This is a genomic window from Streptomyces sp. NPDC031554 (assembly GCF_055580685.1).
Genome location: NZ_JBVIKX010000020.1, coordinates 23,023 through 42,274, shown reverse-complemented (window position 1 = coordinate 42,274; position 19,252 = coordinate 23,023). Strand labels below are relative to the sequence as shown.

The 19,252-nt window shown below is 73.6% G+C and carries 15 protein-coding genes; all 15 read right to left on the bottom strand.

What is annotated here, in order from left to right; genetic code table 11:
- From rfbC to asnB, 15 genes are read right to left on the bottom strand one after another with little or no spacing between them, the layout of a single operon-like run.
- On the bottom strand, positions 1–552 hold the full coding sequence (gene rfbC, locus ACZ5FU_RS33625) for a dTDP-4-dehydrorhamnose 3,5-epimerase (protein ID WP_451780431.1): 552 nt from the start codon (positions 550–552) through the stop codon (positions 1–3).
- Positions 549–1,766, bottom strand: coding sequence for a polysaccharide pyruvyl transferase family protein (locus ACZ5FU_RS33620; RefSeq protein ID WP_451528517.1), 1,218 nt, complete (start codon positions 1,764–1,766; stop codon positions 549–551). Before ACZ5FU_RS33620 ends, rfbC begins: the two co-directional genes overlap by 4 nt.
- Positions 1,763–2,710: a glycosyltransferase family 2 protein gene (locus ACZ5FU_RS33615; RefSeq protein WP_468839536.1), complete on the bottom strand. Its 948-nt coding sequence runs from the start codon at positions 2,708–2,710 to the stop codon at positions 1,763–1,765. Before ACZ5FU_RS33615 ends, ACZ5FU_RS33620 begins: the two co-directional genes overlap by 4 nt.
- The gene (locus ACZ5FU_RS33610; protein WP_451528519.1) at positions 2,707–3,996 is read right to left on the bottom strand and encodes an MATE family efflux transporter; all 1,290 of its coding nucleotides are present in this window, start codon (positions 3,994–3,996) and stop codon (positions 2,707–2,709) included. Before ACZ5FU_RS33610 ends, ACZ5FU_RS33615 begins: the two co-directional genes overlap by 4 nt.
- Positions 3,997–4,001: 5 nt before the next feature.
- A complete protein-coding gene (locus ACZ5FU_RS33605; protein WP_451528520.1) occupies positions 4,002–5,276 on the bottom strand; it encodes a DUF4910 domain-containing protein in 1,275 nt (424 codons plus the stop codon).
- The gene (locus ACZ5FU_RS33600) at positions 5,273–6,298 is read right to left on the bottom strand and encodes an NAD-dependent epimerase/dehydratase family protein (RefSeq protein ID WP_468839533.1); all 1,026 of its coding nucleotides are present in this window, start codon (positions 6,296–6,298) and stop codon (positions 5,273–5,275) included. The genes ACZ5FU_RS33605 and ACZ5FU_RS33600 overlap by 4 nt, the downstream gene beginning before the upstream one ends.
- 3 nt (positions 6,299–6,301) lie before the next feature.
- Positions 6,302–6,949 (bottom strand): PIG-L deacetylase family protein, encoded by a 648-nt coding sequence (locus tag ACZ5FU_RS33595; RefSeq protein ID WP_451780425.1) that lies wholly within the window; start codon positions 6,947–6,949, stop codon positions 6,302–6,304.
- Complete coding sequence (locus tag ACZ5FU_RS33590; protein ID WP_451780423.1) at positions 6,946–7,743, bottom strand: glycosyltransferase family protein; 798 nt, start codon at positions 7,741–7,743, stop codon at positions 6,946–6,948. Before ACZ5FU_RS33590 ends, ACZ5FU_RS33595 begins: the two co-directional genes overlap by 4 nt.
- Complete coding sequence (locus ACZ5FU_RS33585; RefSeq protein WP_451528524.1) at positions 7,740–8,975, bottom strand: class I SAM-dependent methyltransferase; 1,236 nt, start codon at positions 8,973–8,975, stop codon at positions 7,740–7,742. The genes ACZ5FU_RS33590 and ACZ5FU_RS33585 overlap by 4 nt, the downstream gene beginning before the upstream one ends.
- The gene (locus ACZ5FU_RS33580) at positions 8,972–10,213 is read right to left on the bottom strand and encodes a glycosyltransferase (RefSeq protein ID WP_451528525.1); all 1,242 of its coding nucleotides are present in this window, start codon (positions 10,211–10,213) and stop codon (positions 8,972–8,974) included. The genes ACZ5FU_RS33585 and ACZ5FU_RS33580 overlap by 4 nt, the downstream gene beginning before the upstream one ends.
- Before the next feature lie 2 nt (positions 10,214–10,215).
- Positions 10,216–11,574, bottom strand: coding sequence for an O-antigen ligase domain-containing protein (locus ACZ5FU_RS33575; RefSeq protein WP_468839587.1), 1,359 nt, complete (start codon positions 11,572–11,574; stop codon positions 10,216–10,218).
- Between the two features lies 1 nt (position 11,575).
- The gene (locus ACZ5FU_RS33570) at positions 11,576–13,108 is read right to left on the bottom strand and encodes a right-handed parallel beta-helix repeat-containing protein (protein WP_468645337.1); all 1,533 of its coding nucleotides are present in this window, start codon (positions 13,106–13,108) and stop codon (positions 11,576–11,578) included.
- Positions 13,109–13,116: 8 nt separating this feature from the next.
- Positions 13,117–15,096, bottom strand: coding sequence for a heparinase II/III family protein (locus ACZ5FU_RS33565; protein ID WP_451528528.1), 1,980 nt, complete (start codon positions 15,094–15,096; stop codon positions 13,117–13,119).
- Positions 15,093–17,285 carry a bi-domain-containing oxidoreductase gene (locus ACZ5FU_RS33560; protein WP_451528529.1) on the bottom strand — a complete coding sequence of 731 codons (2,193 nt, stop codon included), beginning with the start codon at positions 17,283–17,285 and terminating at the stop codon, positions 15,093–15,095. The genes ACZ5FU_RS33565 and ACZ5FU_RS33560 overlap by 4 nt, the downstream gene beginning before the upstream one ends.
- Positions 17,282–19,249 carry an asparagine synthase (glutamine-hydrolyzing) gene (gene asnB / locus ACZ5FU_RS33555; RefSeq protein WP_451528530.1) on the bottom strand — a complete coding sequence of 656 codons (1,968 nt, stop codon included), beginning with the start codon at positions 19,247–19,249 and terminating at the stop codon, positions 17,282–17,284. Before asnB ends, ACZ5FU_RS33560 begins: the two co-directional genes overlap by 4 nt.
- Between the last annotated feature and the right edge of the window lie 3 nt (positions 19,250–19,252).

Here is a 19,252-nt window from a genome sequence, read left to right as displayed (position 1 = left end):
TCACCTCTCCCTGTGCTTCAGGACCTCGGCGAGGCTCGGCGCCTCCCGGTCCCGCTGGGACATCGATGCGGCCGGCAGCGGCCAGGGGACGGCGAGCTCCGGGTCGTCGAAGCGAATCGTCACGTCCTCGGCCGGATCGTGCGGGCGGTCGATGCGGTACGAGGTGTCGGCGGTCTCCGTCAGCGCCTGGAAGCCGTGCGCGCACCCGGCCGGGACGTACAGGGTCGTCTGCGTCTCGCCGGACAGCTCGAAGGTGGCCACGCCGCGGTAGGTGGGCGAGTCCGGCCGCAGGTCGACGACGACGTCGAAGATCCTCCCGTACGAACAGCGCACCAGCTTGGCCTCGCCGGCGCCGGAGCGCAGGTGCAGGCCGCGCAGCACGCCCCGGACGGAGCGGGACAGGCTGTCCTGGACGAAGGCGTCCGGGTCGAGGCCCACCGACCGGACCACGTCGGCGTCGAAGGTGCGGCAGAAGAAGCCGCGTTCGTCGGGGTACGGCGTCGGCTCGAACAGGTACGCGCCGGTGATCGCCGGGACTTCGGTCGCCTTCACGAGGCCTCCCGCAGGGCGTGGGTGTGGTCGGCCGCCGGGAAGAGGGCCGCGGTCAGGACGGTGAACTGGTGCTCGAGTTGCCGCGTGGCGGCCAGGTTCCGCTCGGTGAGGGTCCGCCGCAGTTCCCCCGCCCGCTCCTCCAGCGCCCGGAACTGCTCCAGCAGCCGGTCGGCGTCGATCTCGCGCGCCGGATGGCAGTACGCGTCCAGCCCCATCCGGGCCATGAGCGCGTCGCTCTTGGCCGCGTAGCTGAGGGCGAGCGTGGGTGTGCCGGCCTTCAGCGCGCAGACCAGGTTGTGGTAGCGGGTCGCCACCACGGTGTCGGCGGCCGCCGTCTCCTTCATCAGGTCGGCCAGCGAGGCCGCCTCGGCGACGGTGACCAGCGGCGAGTCCACCGCGCCGGCGATCGCGGCGGCCACCGGCGCGTCGCAGGCGTCCCCGGTGAGCAGCCTGACCGGCCTGCCGTCCTCGGCCAGCGCGCGGACGAACCGGGTGGTGCCGTCGAGGTAGCGCCGGTGGATCTCCTCGGCCCGGGCGCGGTCGTCGTTGCCGCCGTGGAAGTCCATGACGCCGACGCAGACCGGGCCCGGCCCGTCCGAGGGCGCGCCCGCCGGCGGCGCCGGCAGGGCGAACGCCAGGTCCGGGTGGACCTCGTCGCGCGCGGTGTCCACGCCCATGGCCCGCATCGCGTCGCGGGACAGGGTGTCCCGGTAGGACCGGTGGGCGGCCAGTCGCGCCGACCAGCGCACCAGGGTCCGAGTCGCCCGGTCGCCGATCGCGTCCGCGCCCACGCCGACCAGTGCGACCCGGGTGCGCAGCAGCCGGCCGCTCGCGCACAGCAGGAACAGCGCGTACGGGAAGCCCCACGCCCGCAGCGGCAGGGTGGCCTCCAGGACGCCCATGCCCGGCACGATCACCACGTCGTGCCGGCGCACCCAGGCGGCGGTGCGGAAGGCGTCGACCAGCTTGCCGAGCCCCTTCCCCGCGACCGCGCCCGCCCGCGACGCGGTCCGGTACTCCCCGCGGTACCAGTGCAGGCGCGTCGCGGGGATGCCGTACCGGGCCGTGACGGTCCCGGGTCCGCCGCACAGCGCGTCCACGACCGCCTCCGGGTGCGCGGCGCGCAGGTACCCGAGCACGGCCTCCAGCGACCCGTCGTTGCCGAGGTTGCCGGATCCGAGCAGGCCGAACACCCCGACCCGGACGGCGGTCACGCCCGCCTCCCCTCACGGCCGGCGACGAGGGAGTCGACGGAGACGGAGAGCCGGGCCGGGTCCACCGGGGCGCGGTCCTCGACCCGCTCGCCGGCGCCCGGCCGGACCCGGCTGGTCATCCACGCGGCCAGGTGGCGGTGGCACGCGCGACGGTCGGCCGGGGACAGCGGCGCCCGCCGGATCGCCGAGACGAAGCCCCAGACGTACTCGGCGAGCAGCCGGGGCGTCGGGTGCAGCGGGCCGGCCCTGCGCGGGTCCAGGTTGACGCACCGGGAGCGCTTGGAGGGGTTCGCCCGTTCGGCGCGGGTGGGGTGGTCGCGGCGGAAGTACAGCAGTTCCGGCACCTGGTGGAAGGGCCCGTGCAGGGTGATCTCGGCGACGAACGTGCGGTCGGCGTGGTGGTAGCTGTCGTGCGGCTTCACCCGGCGCAGCACGTCGGCCCGCATCACCCCGTAGAAGTCGTCGCCGCCGGGCTCGAACAGCAGGCTGCGGAAGCGCTCCGGCGCGTGCGGCGAGTCGGTGGCGAGCCCGTACTCGTAGGGGACCTTGACCCGGCCGTCGCCGTCGATGACCGCCTGGCCGCTGTGCGCGAGGACGACGTCCGGTCTCTCGTCCAGCGCCTCCACGCAGCGCCGCAGCAGGTCCCGGGCGTACAGGTCGTCGTGCGAGGCCCATTTGAACAGCTCGCCGCGGCACTCGGTGAACACGTAGTTGTGGTTCGGCGCGGCACCGATGTTGCGGGGCAGCCGGATGTACCGGATGCGCGGGTCCCGCGCGGCGTACGTGCGGCAGAGGGCCTCCGTCCCGTCGGTCGAGGCGTTGTCGGAGACGACCAGCTCGAAGTCCTCGTAGGTCTGGCCGAGCAGGGCGTCGAACGATTCGGCCAGGTACTCCTCGCCGTTGTAGACGGGCAGGCCGATGCTCAGCCGGGGTCGCGCGGTCATGACGTCCTCACTTCGGGGATGGGGTCTTGGTGGTGCTCGCCGAGGGCGGACCGCAGCTGGAGCCACCACACGGCCGAGCCGGCGAGGGTCGCGGCGGCGACGCCCCAGGCCGAGCCGACCGTGCCGCCCAGGGCCGCCCCGCCGAGCCCGCCGGCGACGTAGCAGGCGGAGGCGAACAGCTGGCAGCGCAGGCTGCGCCGGGCCGCGGCGAGCGCGCGCAGGCCCGCCGCCGCGCCGGTGCCGAGGCCGGCGCCCGCGACGCCGAGGGTGACCGGTACGACGAGCCGGGCGGCGGAGTCCCAGACGTCGCCCAGCACGAGCTCGCCGAGCCGGTCCGGCATCAGCAGCAGCGCCCCGCCCCAGAGCAGCGCGGCGGCGGCCTGCCCGCCCCCGAGCAGGAGACAGAACCTGCCGAGGCGGTGCGGGGCCCGCCGCACCACCCGTGCCGCCTCCGCGACGGTGACCAGCGACAGCCCCATCAGCACGGCGAGGAACGGGCCGAGCAGGAGTTCGGCGCCGCGGACCGCGCCCACCGCGCCGACCCCGGCGATCGCGCCGAGTCCGTAGGCGCGCAGCTGGCTCGCGCCGCTGAGGCTGACGTTCTCGACCAGGTACCGGTAGCCGAGGTCGCGTTGCTCGCGCAGCCACGCGCGGGCCCGGGCCGTGCGGGGCCTGATGCCGGACTGGACGCAGCCGTAGCCCGCCGCCACCGTGGCGGACGCGCCCCAGGCGAGCACGAAGGCGGCCACGCTGCCCGCGCGGGCCGCCACGACCATGGCCGGCACGAGGGCGACGCCCCACACGAGGTCGTTGACGAACGCCTTGCGTCCGGCGCCCGCGGCGAAGAACGCGTACCGCCAGGCGTCCTGCAGCAGCAGCCCCGGAAGCATGACGCCGAGACAGACGAACGCGGGCCCCACGCGGCCGCCGAGAGCGACGCCGGCCACCAGGCACGCCGCGCCGACGGCGGCGCCGACGCCGAGCGCGGTCCCCGACGACCGGGCCGCCGCCGCGCGCCAGGCCGCCTCCGGGACGCCGCTGAAGCGGACCACGAGCGGATCGGTGGCGAGACCGCGGGAGACGTTGAGGACCACGCCGTAGGTCACCCAGGCGAGACCGAACACGCCGAACGCGGTCACCCCCAGCGAGCGCGCCACGTAGATCCCCACCGCGAAGTTGCTGATGCTGGAGGCCGCCTGGTCGGCCAGCCCCCAGGACAGCCGGCCGACGAAGGCCCGCCGGGCGGATCCGGCCGGCGCCGTCGTGCTCTCCTCCTCGGTGGTCACCGGCGTCACGCCTTGATCAGTTCGGCGTCGCGCAGGGCGTCGGCGGCGGCGGCCACGGTGTCGAACGGCAGTCCGGACCGCTCGGCGACGTCCAGCAGGCAGTGTTCGCCGTCGGACATGCTGAGCACCCAGAGCATGGCCATCTGGGCCTGCTTCGCGTCGCTGCGGCCGCCGAGCGAGTCGTACAGCCCGCGCCGGCCCAGCTGCGGTTCGCCGTAGGGGCTGAGGTTGACGTGGCGCCGGTTGCGGTCCAGTACGGCGAACGCCTCACGGCACACGGCGAGCGTGTCCGCCATCGCCTCCGGGGAGACGAAGTCCGGGTCGTCCGCCGAGGTGTGGTACTCGGGGTAGCCGGCGTACGGGGTCCGGCTGAGCGAGCCCACTCCGAGGTCGAACCCGGGCGAGCAGTACTGCCGCTCGTCGTAGCCGTAGGGGGTGAACTCCCTGATCTCGTGCGGGCGTCCGGAGGCGGTCAGCACGTGCCGCAGCACCCGGTCGATCTCCGCGTCCCCGCGCCTGCTCTGCTTGTACGTCAGCCTGCCCCGGTCGCCGGCGCAGGCCAGCACCAGCCCGTGCTTGACCCGGTCGATCCGTTCGGCGTTGCGGGCGAGCCAGGTGATCGCGCCGATGGTGCCGGGCGCGAAGACGAACCGGTAGGTGTAGTACGGGTCCTGCTCCGCCAGCGCCCGTGCCAGGTAGGTCGCCACCGCGACGCCGGCCAGGTTGTCGTTGGCCAGCGAGGGGTGGCAGACGTGGCAGGAGACGATCACCTCGTCGGCCACCTGCCCGGGGACCACGTGCTCGGCGTAGGTGAGGTGGCCGTCGGCGAGCGTGGAGTCGATGCGCACCTCGTACTCGCCGTCCGGCAGCGCGTCCAGGGTCTCCTGGGCCAGGCAGAACCCCCACTCCGGCTTGTAGTAGCTGGTGCGGTACGGCACCCAGGAGGGGTGCTCCGGCAGGGTGTGCAGGTGCTCGCGCAGCTCGGCCAGCGGCATGGTCGCCGCCACCGGCACGCTGTAGCCGAGCACGTGCAGGCTGGACGCCGCGAAGTCGACGACCCGGCGGCCGGCGGCGTCGGCGACGTACGCGTCCCGGATGTTCCACTCCTGCGGCACCGTCCAGTCGAGCACCCGGGTGCCGGTCGGCACCTCGTGGACCGTGAGCGGAACGTACTCGCCGACGATGTCCAGGGTGGCGCGCACCCCGTCCCCCGTGATGCTCCGGCAGAGCGGGTACAGCCGCTCCACCAGGGCGTGCATCTGCGCGCCGGGGCCGGTCATCGGCGCCACCGCAGGGTGTCGTCGACGGCGCCGGCGTCGGACGCCGCGCGCAGCACGGCGAGGCGGGTGAAGCGGCTCTCGAAGTCGTCCCTCGTGAGCCCGAACTTCCGGTAGGAGTCGGCGAGTTCGAGCGCTCCGCGCTTCACCGTCCACTCGCAGTCGAAGCCGGGGACCGCTTCGCGGAACCGCGAGAAGTCGACGCGGTACGAGCGCGGATCGGCGCCGTTCTCCCCGGTGATCCGCACCTTCGCGCCGGAGACCGCCTCGGCGACCTGGTCGGCGATCTCGGCGACCGTGACGTTGTTGGTCTCGCTGCCGATGTTGAACGCCCGGTCGTGGACCGCCTCGCGCGGCGCGTCGAGCGCGGCGGTGAAGGCGCGGGCGATGTCGGCGGCGTGCACCAGCGGACGCCAGGGGGTGCCGTCGGAGAGGACGAGCACCTCGCCGGACAGGAGCGCGTGGCCCACCAGATTGTTCAGGACGATGTCGGCGCGCAGCCGGGGCGAGTGGCCGAAGGCCGTGGCGTTGCGCATGTACACCGGGGTGAAGTCGCCGTCGGCCAGCGCGTGCAGGTCGTCCTCGACGCGCACCTTGGACTCCGCGTACGGCGTCACCGGGCGCAGCGGGGCGTCCTCGGCGACCAGTTCGTCGCCGCCCGCGGCGCCGTAGACCGAGCACGTCGACGCGTACAGGAAGCGCCGCACCCCGGCGTCGCGGGCCAGTCGGGCGAGCCGCACGGACGCGTGGTGGTTGATGTCGTAGGTGAGTTCCGGTGCGAGGGATCCCAGCGGGTCGTTGGAGAGCGCGGCGAGGTGGATCACGGCGTCCGCCCCTGCCACGTGTTCGGCCGTGATGTCGCGCAGGTCGACCCGGTGCCCGAAGGGGTCGGCGGGCGTCGGGCCGAGGACGCAGTCGGCGAACAGGCCCGCGTCGAGGCCGACGACCTCGTGTCCGGCGGCCGTGAGGACGGGAGCCATGACGGTGCCCAGGTAGCCCTGGTGTCCGGTGAGCAGTACGCGCAAGGTTCAGTCCCCCAGGTCGAGCACGAGTTTGGTGACGGCGAACGCCTCGGCGTAGCGCGCGTGGCATTCGATACCGCGGATCCGGGCGAGCCCCAGGAAGGCCTCCCGGTCGTACCAGGGCCGGTGCCGCTGCGAGGGATAGTGCTCCTGCAGCAGCTGCACCTTGTGTTCGGCGGTCTCCGGCGACAGCGGCTGGTACGCCGCCGTCCGGCCGAGATCACCGTCCCACTTGACGATCTCGTAGCCGAGCACGAGGTGGTCGCGGAACGCCGTGGGCATCAGCCGCGCCAGGCCTCGGTGGTCCTGGTGCGCGTCGTCCGTGCGCGGGGCGAGGACGAGATCCGGCTCCGTGCGCGCACGCAGCTCCTCGACCGCGGCCTTGGCCTCGTCCCAGTGCACGGGCACCCGGCCGTCCGGCAGCTTGTGCACGGTCAGGTTCAGTTCGGCGCCCGGGCAGAAGGCGGCGAGCGCGTCCCGCTCCTCCTGCTCGCGTTCGGTGCCGCCGCCGGTGAGCACCAGCGCGTCGACGCGGAGACCGGGACGTGCCTGACACAGTGTCAGGAGGGTGCCGCCGGCGCCGATGGCGATGTCGTCGCAGTGGGCGCCCACCGCGACGATCCGGTCGAGGCGTCCGGCCCCGAGCCTGATCACGCGGTCCCCACCGCGGCGGCACCGTGCTCCCACACGGCCCACGGGCGGTCGCCCCGGGCGTGGGCGGCGTCGAGTGCGGCCCGTTCCTTCACGGTGTCGGTCGGCTTCCAGAACCCGCGGTGCCGGTGGGCCACCAGCCGTCCTCGCTTGGCGAGTCGGGCGCAGCCGTCGGCGACCAGGTCACCGCCTTCGGGGATGTGGTCGAAGACTTCCTGGCGGAGCACGAAGTAGCCGCCGTTCTCCCACAGCGGCATGTCGCTCACCGCCGTGATCCCCCCGACCAGGCCGTCCTCGCCCAGGTCGACGCAGTGGAACGAGGACTGCGGGGGCACCACCATCATCGAGGCGCCGGCGTCGCGCGCGGCGAACCGGTCGATCATCACGTCCAGCGGGGCGTCGGTGAGCACGTCCGCGTAGTTGGCGAGGAACATCTCGTCGCCGTCCAGGTGGTGCCGCACCCGGCGGAGCCGCTCACCGATCGGCGACTCGACGCCGGTCTGGGCGAACGTGATCGTCCAGTCCGAGATGTCCGTGGACAGCAGCTCGGTGCGACCGCCCCGCAGCACGAAGTCGTTGGAGGTGGTCTCCTCGTAGTTGAGGAAGAAGTTCTTGATGTGGTGGGCGCCGTACCCGAGGCACAGGATGAACTCCTTGTGCCCGAAGTGCGCGTAGTAGCGCATGACGTGCCAGATCAACGGTCTCGGGCCGACCATCGCCATCGGCTTGGGCACGTCGTCGGAGGCGCCGTTGCGCATCCGCATCCCGTAACCGCCGCAGAACAGGACGACCTTCATGCCTTGACCTCGACAATGCTCAGTTCCGGTATGGGAAAAACCAGCCGGCCGCCCCAGTCGTGCACGAAGGACAGCTGCTCGACCAGTTCGGCCCGCAGGTTCCACGGCAGGACGAGGACGTAGTCCGGCTTGTCGGCGGCGATCCGCTCGGGCGGCAGGATCGGGATGCGGGTGCCCGGGGTGAACCTGCCGTGCTTGTAGGGGTTGCGGTCGACCGTGTAGGCGAGCAGGTCGGGCCGGATGCCGCAGTGGTTGAGCAGGGTGTTGCCCTTGCCCGGGGCGCCGTAGCCGACGACCGTCTCGCCGCGGTCGGCCGCGTCGATGAGGAACCGCAACAGGTCCCGGCGCACCTTGGCCACCCGGGCGGAGAACTCGGTGTACCCGGACAGGTCCTGCAGCCCGGCGGCCTTCTCCCGGTCGAGGACTTCGGCCACCGCGTCGGTCGGCTCGCCGGCCACCTCCGCCGGGCGGGCCCACAGCCGGACGGAGCCGCCGTGCGTGGGCAGCAGTTCGACGTCCACCAGCGCGAGCCCGCCGCTCGCCAGCGCCCGGATCGCGGAGGCGACCGTGTAGTACTGGAAGTGCTCGTGGTAGATCGTGTCGTACTGGTTCTCCTCGATCAGGGTCAGCAGGTGCTGCACCTCGACGGAGACCCAGCCGTCGTCGGCGACCAGGGCGCGCAGTCCCTGGGTGAACCCGACCACGTCGGGGATGTGCGCGTACACGTTGTTGGCCACGACCAGGTCCGCCGGGCCGTGCTCGGCGCGGACGCCGGCGCCGGTGTCCGGGTCCAGGAACGCCGTGAGCGTGGGCACGCCCGCCTCCCGCGCCGCGGCGCCGACGTTGACCGAGGGTTCCACGCCGAGGCAGCGGATCCCGCGGTCCACGACGTGCCTCAGCAGGTATCCGTCGTTGCTGGCCACCTCGACCACGAAGGAGTCGGGACCGAGTCCCAGCCGCGCCGTGGCGTCGGCGACGAACGTGCGCGCGTGCTCCACCCAGGAGGTCGAGAAGGAGGAGAAGTACGCGTACTCGCTGAACGTCTCCTCCGGTGTGATCAGCGGAGGGATCTGCGCCAGCCAGCAGTCGGTGCAGACCCGCAGGTGCAGCGGGTACGCCGGTTCCGGCCGGTCCAGTCGGTCCGCGGCGAGAAAGCTCTCGCACGGCGGGGTCGCCCCCAGGTCGACGACGCTCGCCAGCGTCGCCGAGCCGCAGAGTCGGCATCGTGTCATCTGCTGTCCCCATCCCCCCTGCCCGCGCGGGTGTCCCCGCCGCGAGCCAGTGCCGACCGCCCCGCGATCGCGGTGCGGTACTCCTCCAGCAGGCGCTCCAGCCCGACGGCCGGGCTGAAGTCGCGTTCGTAGCGGCGCCGGGCCGCCCGTCCCATCTCCCGGTTGCGGGAGGGCTCGGCCGTGATCCGGCGCAGACGGGACGCGAGCGAGGCGGGATCGCCCGGCCGGTGCAGCAGCCCGCTCACGCCGTCCTCGACGAGTTCGACGAAGGCGCCGTGACCGGCGGCGACGGTCGGGACCCCCGCCGCCATCGCCTCCACGGCCACCAGGCCGAACGCCTCCAGCCACGTCGAGGGAGCCACCACGGCGACCGACCGCGCGATGGCCTTCCGGCTCTCCGCGGTGTCGTACAGGCCGACGCACCTCACGTCGTCGCGGCCCGCCGCCCAGGCGGTCACCTCGCGCTCCAGCGGCCCCGCGCCGGCGATCACGAGCGGCACGCCCACCCCGCCGTCCGCGGCGATCTCGTCCCACGCCGCCATGAGCAGCCGCACGCCCTTGGCCTCCGCGAGCCGGCCGAGGTAGAGCAGGTGCTCTCCGTCGCCGGTCCGGCGGTCGTCCGGGTCGGGCACGAAGTTGTGCTTCACCGCCAGCCGCCCGGCCGGCATGCCGGCCCGCACCAGGACGTCGCGCTGCGCCGCGGAGATGCACAGGAACCGCTCCACCCCGGACCACCACCGGCGCCGGTTGACCGACAGGCTGACCGCGAGCGGCACCGTCGCCAGCCGGGAACCGCGGTAGCAGCCGTGCCGGACGGCGGGCAGCGGTGTCGAACCGACGCACTCGGTGCACGGCCGGCCGTCCCGCTGCAGCGTGCCGGGAGGACAGATCTGGGTGTAGTTGTGCAGCGTGGCCACGACGGGCACGCCGGCGTCGGCGCAGGCGGCGAGCACCGCGGGCGACAGGAGCGGGAAGACGTTGTGGACGTGGACCACGTCCGGCCGCTCGGCGCGCAGCCGGGCGGCGAGTTCCGCGCGGACCGCCGGGTTCCAGGGCACGCGCAGCGGCACCGCGGCCTTGGCGAGCAGGGACAGCGCGGCGATGTCGTCGCTGCGCCGCTCGAACACCTCGACCCGGTGGCCGGCCGCGCGCAGCAGCTCCACCTCCTGGTCGACGACCTTGTTCTCCCCGCTCGGCTGCGCCGAGGCGTAGTGGTTGTGCACCACGAGGATGTGCATGCTCAGGTCACCTCCGATCTCCGGGGCCGTCGCGGGACGTGTCGTGCGGGGACCGCCGGGGGCCCGGCGGCCGCGGCGGGCGCCGCCAGCAGCGAGGCGGCGACGGCCAGGTGCAGCAGGTACGGCGAGGCGTCGCCGAGGCCGGCCTCGGTGTACGACGCGATCGCGCAGTAGCTGATCAGGAAGATCGCGCAGGCCCTCGACAGGGACGGCGGCCGCAGCAGCGCGACGCCGCCCAGCACGACGACGACCGCCGCCACCAGGGCGACACCGGTCAGGCCCTGTTCGTGGTAGACGGCCAGCCAGCTGTTGTCGATCGGCAGCCCGCCGAACGACTTGTCGCCCAGTCCCACGCCGAACCACTTCTCCCCGGCCGTCCGGGGCGCCGCCAGCAGGGCGTCCCAGACCTTGGCGCGGCCGGTGAGGTTGGAGAAGTTCTCCTGGCTCTGGCCGCGCAGGAACCACGCCCGCAGCGCGGGGGCGAACCCCACCGCGGCCACCACGGCGCACAGCACCGCCCAGGTGAAGAACCGGCGGGCGGCGGCACTGGTCAGGACGAGCGAGCCGATCGCCAGCGTCAGCCCGACGAGCAGGCCGATGGTGGCCGTCCGGGTGTGGGTCAGCGCGAGCAGGACGAGCGAGGGCACGACGACCACCGCCGCGCCGGCCCCGTCGGTCCGGCGCCCCAGGACGAGCAGCACCGTGAGTCCGATGATCACCGCCGCGTACTGTCCGATCTGCGGCGGGGTGAGCGGCCACAACGCGCCGACCAGCCGCCCGCCGTAGAGCTCGGGCAGAGCCGCGCCCGGCGAGAGGACCAGGCCGGCGGCCACCGACCCGAGGACCGCGAAGTACATCCGGATGTGGTGCCGGACGAACGTCGGTCCGCCGTCCCACCAGCGGCTGAGCAGCCACAGCGTGCCGACGAAGAGGGCCAGCCGGGTGCAGCGGAACAGCGCGCCGAACCCGGACCCCAGGTCGGCGCTGGAGATCACGCTCGGCACCAGCAGCAGGGTGAGCAGGAGCACGAAGGCGCTGGCCCGGACGCGCAGCCGGAGGTTGACCAGGAGCGCCAGCGCGAACGCGGCGACCAGCGCGCCCATGGTGACCATCTGGATGAGGGAGCGGGGCAGCGGGACGATGGTCTTCGCCCCGGCGGAGCCGAGCGTGTTCAGGATCAGCAGGCCCCAGACGACCCCGACGGCCCGCGGTGTCCCGGCGGGACGCGGTCCGCCCCCGGACCGCGTGCCCGCCGTCTCGGGTCCCTCAGGTCGCGCGCCCGCCGTGTCCGGTCCACCGGACCGCGCGCCCGCCGTCTCCGGTCCGTCCGGCGGTCCGCCGCGCCGCAGGTCGTCGTCCATCTCAACCACCGGCCCGTGGGTCGAGGGTGCTGCCCGCGTCCTGCCGGTAGGGCGCGGTCCGCCACTGCCCGAAGTCGAGCACCCGGCTCGGGTCGTGGGCGACGAACTTCCACGGTCCGAGGTAGACGTTGTCGTGCCAGCGGTTGTGCTGCCCGGTGGTGATCGCCTCGGCCACCCGCTCGCCCCGGTACGGCGACCAGTCCGGATAGGTGCCGTAGTTGGCCAGCACCGCCATCAGGTCGCACCCCACCGTGCACTTGACGGCGGACTTGTCCAGCACGAAGCGGTTGTCGTGGATGTCCACCCGCTGGGTCCTCCACCGGCAGTCGGCGTACAGCGGCGGGCCGGCGATCGCCGGCGTCGTGCAGCGGCCGGTGTCCCCCACCAGCAGGGTGCAGTCGCCGGAGGAGGTGTTGGCCGGGCTGTTGCAGAACCGGTCGGCGTTCTCCCACAGGGTGATCCCCGACCAGTTGTCCTCCAGCACGTTCCGGTAGATCTCGATCTTGTCGGTGCGGGCCGGGACCCGTGGCTCGCCGCCGGACTCGGACAGGTAGACGGTCGCGAACGGGAAGGTGTCGCCGCGGTCGGCCGCCCTGCGGCCCTCGACCCAGTTGTTCCGCCGGATCGTGTTGTCCCGGACGACCGCGTTGTAGCTGATCTCGTAGATCAGCGCGGCACCGTCGTTGTCCTCGAACACGTTGTCCTCGATGCGGAAGTCGTTGTTGTTGGTGTCCGCCCACAACCCCGTTCCGCGGTTGTCGTGCACCCAGTTGCCGCGCACGTCGGCACCGTCGACGGCCCAGAACTTCACGCCCCCGGTGCAGCCGCAGCCCTTCCTCCGTCGTTCCCAGTCACCGGTGTTGTTGCCCACGATCTCGTTGTCCTCGACCACCAGGTCGCGCAGGGGCGCACCGGCCTTGTAGGCGTTCATGCCGTACTGGCCGTTGTCACGCAGGCAGTTGGCGCGGACCTGCTGACGTGCGCCGGCCATCAGCCCGGCACCGGAGTTGTACTGGATCGTCGTGTGCTCGATCACCCATCCGTCCGCCGAGTCGTGGTTGACCACGCCCTCGTCCGAGGGCGCCACGAAGTTCTGCACGGTCAGGTGGCGGACGGTGACGTCGCGGGCGGTGCCGCCGAACGCGTACTGGTTCTTCTTCCGGCCGTCGAGCACCGCGCCCGGCGCACCGAGGTAGCGGTTCCCCTGCTTGGGGATGACCTGGGCGTAGCGGTCCGGGTCGAGCCGGTGCCTGCCCGGCCGGAGCCAGAACGTGGTGTTCGGGGGACTGCTCCTGGTCTTCGCCGCCAGGTCGCCGACCACCGCGGGGTCGACGGTCACCGCGCCCGCAGGCGCCCTGTCCGGCCCGGCCGCGGGCCGGTCGCACACCCGGGCCACCGGCCGGGCGGCGGACGTGGACGGCGCGGTCCTCGGCTCCGCCGCGTCGTCCGGCGTGCTCTCGCAGCCGGTCGCCGCCAGCAGGGCCAGCGCCAGCGGTGCCGCCGCCACTGCCCAGTGCCGCCTCTCGATCCCCACGCGCCCCCCTAGCCGTGGAACCTGAGCACGGTGGTGAAGCCCTCCGCGCCGTCGGCGACACCGGTGCCGACCAGCGTGGTGGCGGGTTCCCTGCGCCCGAAGCCGGCGGAGTACCAGCCCAGCGGCGGGTCGGTCTCGCCGCGGTGCGCCCGCCAGCTCAACCGTCCGGGCAGGTCGAGCTCCGCGGAGCGTCCCTCGCCGTCCCGGATCCAGGTGAGCGCCGCCCGGTTCCCCACCAGGTCCGCGGCGATCGCCGGGCCGAGGTGGAAGGCGAGGTGCACGGTCCTGCGCGGGCCGCCGCGCACCTCGTCGACCACCCTCAGCTCCCGGCTCCCGGCCGTCAGCTCCACCCGGCGGCGGTGCACGGTGGGCCGGTAGCCGTCGTGCTCGGCGCACCAGTGGGCCGTCCCCGCGCCGGAGGTGCCGGAGGTGTCCACGGCCAGGACGCGGCTGCGGGCCTGCCGGGTCCACAGGAAGGGGCCGCCGGAGACGGACTGGTCGCCGCCGTCCAGCCGCAGGGTGTTGTGGCCGAGGGTCGAGCGGAAGTACCGCCGCCACTCGGGCTGTCCGTGGTAGCAGTACGTCCCCGGGTCGGCGAGCACGTCGACCCCGTCGTGCCGGACCTCCACGGACAGCGCGTCCGCGTGGGCGTGCGCGGCGATGGACAGGAATCCGTGCGGACCGCCGTCGCAGCGGCACCAGATCTCCCCCGGACCGCGCAGGACGGTGAGTCCCGCGTCGGGGAAGTGGGCCGGCCGGCTCGCCGGGCGGGTCACGGCCGCGGCGTCCGCGTTCTTCGCGTACGGCCGGACGAGCGCGGCCAGCAGCGGGGTGCGCACATCGGTGCCGGTCACCGTCGGCCACCAGGGGAGCCGGCCGAACACGGCGTCGCCGGTGGCCAGCAGCGAGGCCCAGCGGTCGGTGTCCGGGCCGTCCAGGACCAGACCGTGCCCGTCGTCCGCGTCCCCCTGGCGCGGCGGCCGCAGCCGGTTGTCCACGACGGCCGCGAGGGCGTCGGTCATCCGCAGCAGCACCAGCCGGACCGACGCGGGGACCGGCACGCCCGCGGCGTCCGCCTCGGCCACCGCGGCCAGGCCGAGCTCCAGCACCAGTCCGTGGTACTCGGTGGCCAGTTCGCGGTTGAGGCCGGAGGGGAAGGTGTTGGCGCGCAGATGCCGCTCCAGCGACCGCAGCGCGCCGGTCCGCCAGCGCCCCGAGGAGGGGAACCACCCGAACGCGCAGGCCGCCGCGAGCTGCCCGGCGGCCTCGGCGACGACGTGGTTGTTCGCCGAGGACCCCCGGCTGGGGAAGGCGGCCAGCCAGCGCTGGTGGTGCCAGATCTGCTCCAGCGCCACCGGGTTGTCCTCGAACAGGGCGGCCGCGTCCGGCCAGCCGTCGAGCAGCCGGCGGATCCACACCCAGGACAGCAGCCGGATGCCCAGCTCGATGCCGCTGACCCAGTGCACCCCGCGCAGCGGCGGGTTGGCCGCCCACCACGACCGCAGGTGTTCGGCCACCCGCTCGGCGTACCGCTCGTCCCCGGTGAGCGCGTAGGCGGCGGCGAGCCGGGTGAGGTGCTGGTGGCGGGAGGGCTCCCAGATCTGCTTGATGTCCCCGACCGCGTCCTCACTGCGGTAGGGCACGTCGAAGGCGTAGCCCGAGGGCGCCCGGCGCCCGGTCTTCGGGTCGTACGACCAGTCCGGGTCGGCCAGGTCGTCGCGGACCACCCCGAAGTACTCGGCGTGTCCGGCCATCAGCCGGTCCGCCTCGGCGACGAGACGTTTCGCGGCGTCCGGGGGCACCGCGGCGACCGCCCCCGCGGGCAGTACCGCGGTGAAGCGGGCGCCCCGCACGCCCGGGGCGTCCGGCGGCGACGAGCGCCACCGCCGCCGGCGCACCACGTCACGGGCCCGGCCGCCGACCTCCCGCGGCCCCATCCGGGACAGCCGCCGCAGGTACCAGCCCGCGCTTCCCGAACGCGCGGTCATCGCGCCTCCGCCAGCGTCACCGGGGCGCCGCAGGCCAGAGCGCTCCGCACGGCGAGGGTGGCCGCCGTGGTGGCGACCAGCGACTCCAGCGGCACCGGCATCGGCCCGCCGGTCCGCACGGCCCTGACGAACGCGGCCAGTTCGGCGGACTGGCCCTTGTCCCGGGCCTTGGGCAGCCGCGAACTGACCCATTTCCCGGGGCCGTGCACCGAGGCGCGGACGAAGTCGTCGAGCCGCAGCACCTTGCCGTCCGCGACGAGGTCCAGCGTCTCCTTGGGGAAGCCCGACGCACCGGTGGTGACGTAACTGAGGGTGGCCGTCGACCCGTCCGGGTAGCGCAGCACGATCTGGAGGTCCTCGTTGCCGGGCGTGGCGACCGCGTACACCGAGACCGGGTCGGCCTCGAGGAGCCAGCTCGCCGTGTCGACGAAGTGCCCGCCCTCGCCCACGAACCGCGATCCCTCGGTGTCCCCTCGGAGGTACCAGCTGCCGTGGTCGAGCCGCCCCGCGTTGACCAGGTAGCGCAGGCTCGCCGGACCGGTCCGGGCGCCGAACCGCTTCCTCGCCTCCTGGAGCAGCGGCGCGAACCGGCGGTTGAAGCCCACCTGCAGCCGGTCGTTGCCGGACTCCTCCACCGCCGCGAGCACGCCGGCCAGTTCGTCCTCGGTGAGCGCCAGCGGCTTCTCCACGAACACGGCCTTGCCGGCCAGCAGCGCCCTGCGGGTCAGCTCGGCGTGCGAGCTGTGCCGGGTGACCACGAACACCGCGTCGACGGCACTGTCGCCGAGCACGGCGTCGAGGTCGGTGGTCGCCCGGGCGAAGCCGAACTTGTGCTGCGCGTTGGCCGCGGACAGCGCCGTCGTGGTGACGACGGTGGACAGCTCGACGCCGTCGCGCCGGGCGAGGTGCGGCAGCAGCATCGACGTCGCGTAGTTGCCCGCGCCGACGAACGCGAGGCGCACCGGCGTCCCCGCGGCCCGGAGCGGGGCGGGCGCCGCGCCGCCGCGCCTCCTCACCGCCGGCACGGCCACTTCCGGGGCCGCCTGCGGTTCCCCCGTGCGCTCGGGTCCGGGGTAGCGGAACAGGACGGCCACGGCCTTCAGGTCGCCGTCCTTCAGGCTGCGGTACGTCTCCACCGCGTCGTCGAAGTCGGCGACGTGGGAGATCAGCGGCTCCACGTCGACACGGCCGCGGGCGACGAGGTCGAGGAAGCACGCCAGGTTGCGGCGCTCGGTCCAGCGCACGTAGCCGATCGGGTAGTCCCGGCCCTCGAGCTCGTACTCCGGGTCGTAGCGCCCGGGGCCGTAGCTGCGGGAGAACCGGACGTCGAGCTCCTTCTCGTAGTACGCGTTCCACGGCAGGTCCAGGCGGCACTTGCCGATGTCGACGACCCGGCCGCGGTCCCGGCAGAGCCGGGCGGCCAGCTCGACGGGCTGGTTGCTGCCGCCGCCGGCGGCCAGGTACACCTGGTCCACGCCGTGGCCGCCGGTGAGTTCGGCGACGGCGAGCTCCACGGCCGGGGACGCGGGGTCGCCGCAGGCCGCCGCGCCCAGCCGTTCCGCGAGCTCGCAGCGCGCCGGGTCGGGGTCGGCCCCGACGACGCGGACCCCCGAGGCGGTGAGCAGTTGCACCACCAGCTGTCCGATCAGGCCGAGGCCGATGACCAGCGCCACCTCGCCGAGCCGCGACTCGCCCTGGCGGACGCCCTGCAGCGCGATCGACCCGACGGTGCCGAAGGCCGCGTGCCGCGGGGCGAGGCCGTCGGGCACCGGGGCGTAGAGGTTCTTCGGCACCCAGTTCAGCTCGGCGTGCAGCGCGTGCTCGTTGCCGGCACAGGCCACGAGGTCGCCGGCCTTCACGTCGTCGATCCCGGCGCCGACCTGCTCGACCACCCCGCACAGCGAGTAGCCCAGCGGCGTGTAGGAGTCCAGCTTGCCCATCACCTTGCGGTAGGTGGCGGGCACCCCGTTGACGGCGACGCTCTGCACGACCTTGGCCACCTGGTCCGGCCGGGAGCGGGCCTTGCCCACCATCGACATGCCGGCCTCGGAGACCTTCATCAGCTCGGTCCCGGTGGAGATCAGCGAGTAGGCGCTGCGGACCAGCACACCGCCCGGCTTGCATCCCGGCGCCGGCACGTCGAGCAGCGCCAGCTCGCCGCTCTTGTAGTTCTGCACAACTTGTTTCACCCGAAGTCCCCTTGTTTCCACGCCGTCTTCCAGGCCGCCGGGCGAGCGTTCCGGTCGGTTCCGGAGATCGCGTCGCGGTACCAGTACTCGAGGGTCAGCACATGCCACAGATGTTTGGAGAAGTCCCGCTGTCCGGCGGTGTCCTCGGCGACCATGCGCGCCAGCGCGTCGCGGCGCAGGAGTCCCGACCGGACGAGCTCGCCGTCGTTGACCACCTCGCGCACCAGCGGTGCCAGGTCCCGGCTCATCCAGGCGCGCAGCGGGGCGCTGAACAGGCCCTTGGGCCGGTACACGATCTCCCGCGGCAGGACGGAGGCGGCCGCCTCCTTGAGGACGGCCTTGCCCTGCCGTCCGACGATCTTGCGGTCGCCGGGCACGGCGAACGCCGCCCTGACCACCTCGACGTCCACGTACGGCACCCGCACCTCGGTCGACGCGGCCATGCTCGACCGGTCCGTGTAGGCGAGGTTCAGGCCCGGCAGGAACATCCGGGCGTCGCCCAGGCACATGCGGTTGACGAAGTCGTCGAGGTCGTTGTCCCGGTAGACGTCCGTGTGCTCGGTCAGCACGTCGTCGACCGCCGGGGCCAGGTCCGGGTCGACCAGGGCGAGCAGTTCGTCCTGGTCGTACATGGTGTAGCTGCGCCGGAAGGCGGTCTCCTCCGGCAGCTCGGCGAAGGAGAGGAACCGTTTGGCGAAGCGCACCGACCGGTACCCCCGGCGGCTCGTCGCGACCGGCAGCCGGTCCACGGCCGCGGACAGGCCGCGGCGCAGGGGCCGCGGGACGCGCTGGTAGCGCAGCGCGATCAGGTTGGCCAGGTGCTTGCGGTAGCCGGCGAACAGCTCGTCGGCGCCCATCCCCGAGAGCATCACCTTGACCCCGGCCTCCCGGGCGGCCGAGCAGATCAGGAACGTGTTGATCGCGGCGGGGTCGCCGATCGGCTCGTCCAGGTGGTACGTCATCCGCGGCAGCAGGTCGAGCACGTCCGGGGCGATCTCGATCTCGTGCAGGTCGACCCCGAACCGCTCGGCCACCTGCCGGGCGTGACGCAGGTCGTCCGGCATCGCCTCGAACCTGGCGTCCTCGGCGCGGAACCCGATCGTGTAGGCGGAGATCCCGGGCCGCTCGCGGGCCGCCAGCGCGGTCAGGTAGCTGGAGTCGAGGCCGCCGGAGAGGAAGGTCGCCACGGGGACGTCGGAGAGCATGTGCCGTCGGGTCGACTCCTCGACGATCGCGGCCAGGTCCGGCTGTTCGCCGCTGCGGGCCCGCTCCCGTCCCTCGGCGGCCACGTCCTTCAGGTGCCAGTACCGGCCGCGCTCCACTCGGCCGTCGGGCCGGCACCGCAGCCAGCTCCCCGGCGGCAGCTTCTCCGCCTCGCGGAACGCGCACCGTGAGTCCGGCACCCAGTAGTACAGCAGCGAGGCCACCAGTGCCGCGTGGTCCACCTCCAGCTTCCCGCCGGTCGCGGCGGCGAGCGCCTTGAGCTCGGAGGCGAACACCAGGCCCTCGCCGCGCCGCAGCAGGAACAGCGGCTTGATGCCGAGCTGGTCGCGGGCGAGGACCAGTTCACCGGTGCGCTCGTCGAAGATCCCGAACGCGAACATGCCGCGCAGCCGGGGCAGGCAGTCCGTGCCCCAGCGCCGCCAGGCCTCCAGGAGCACCTCGGTGTCGGAGGTGCCGCGGAAGCGGACCCCGCCGGCCGCCAGTTCGGCACGGAGCTCGGGCGCGTTGTACAGCTCGCCGTTGTACGTGAGGGCGAGGCCTCCCGAGACCATCGGCTGGGCGCCCGTCCCCGACAGGTCGACGATGGCCAGCCGGCGGTGCCCGAGGTGCACCTCGGCGTCGCCGACGGGGTGGCCGTAGCGGCCCGCCCCGTCAGGTCCGCGGTGGGCGAGGGTCTCGGTGAGCCGGTCGGCCACGGCCTTCCCGTCGGGCCATCGGTAAGTACCCGCGATGCCACACATGTC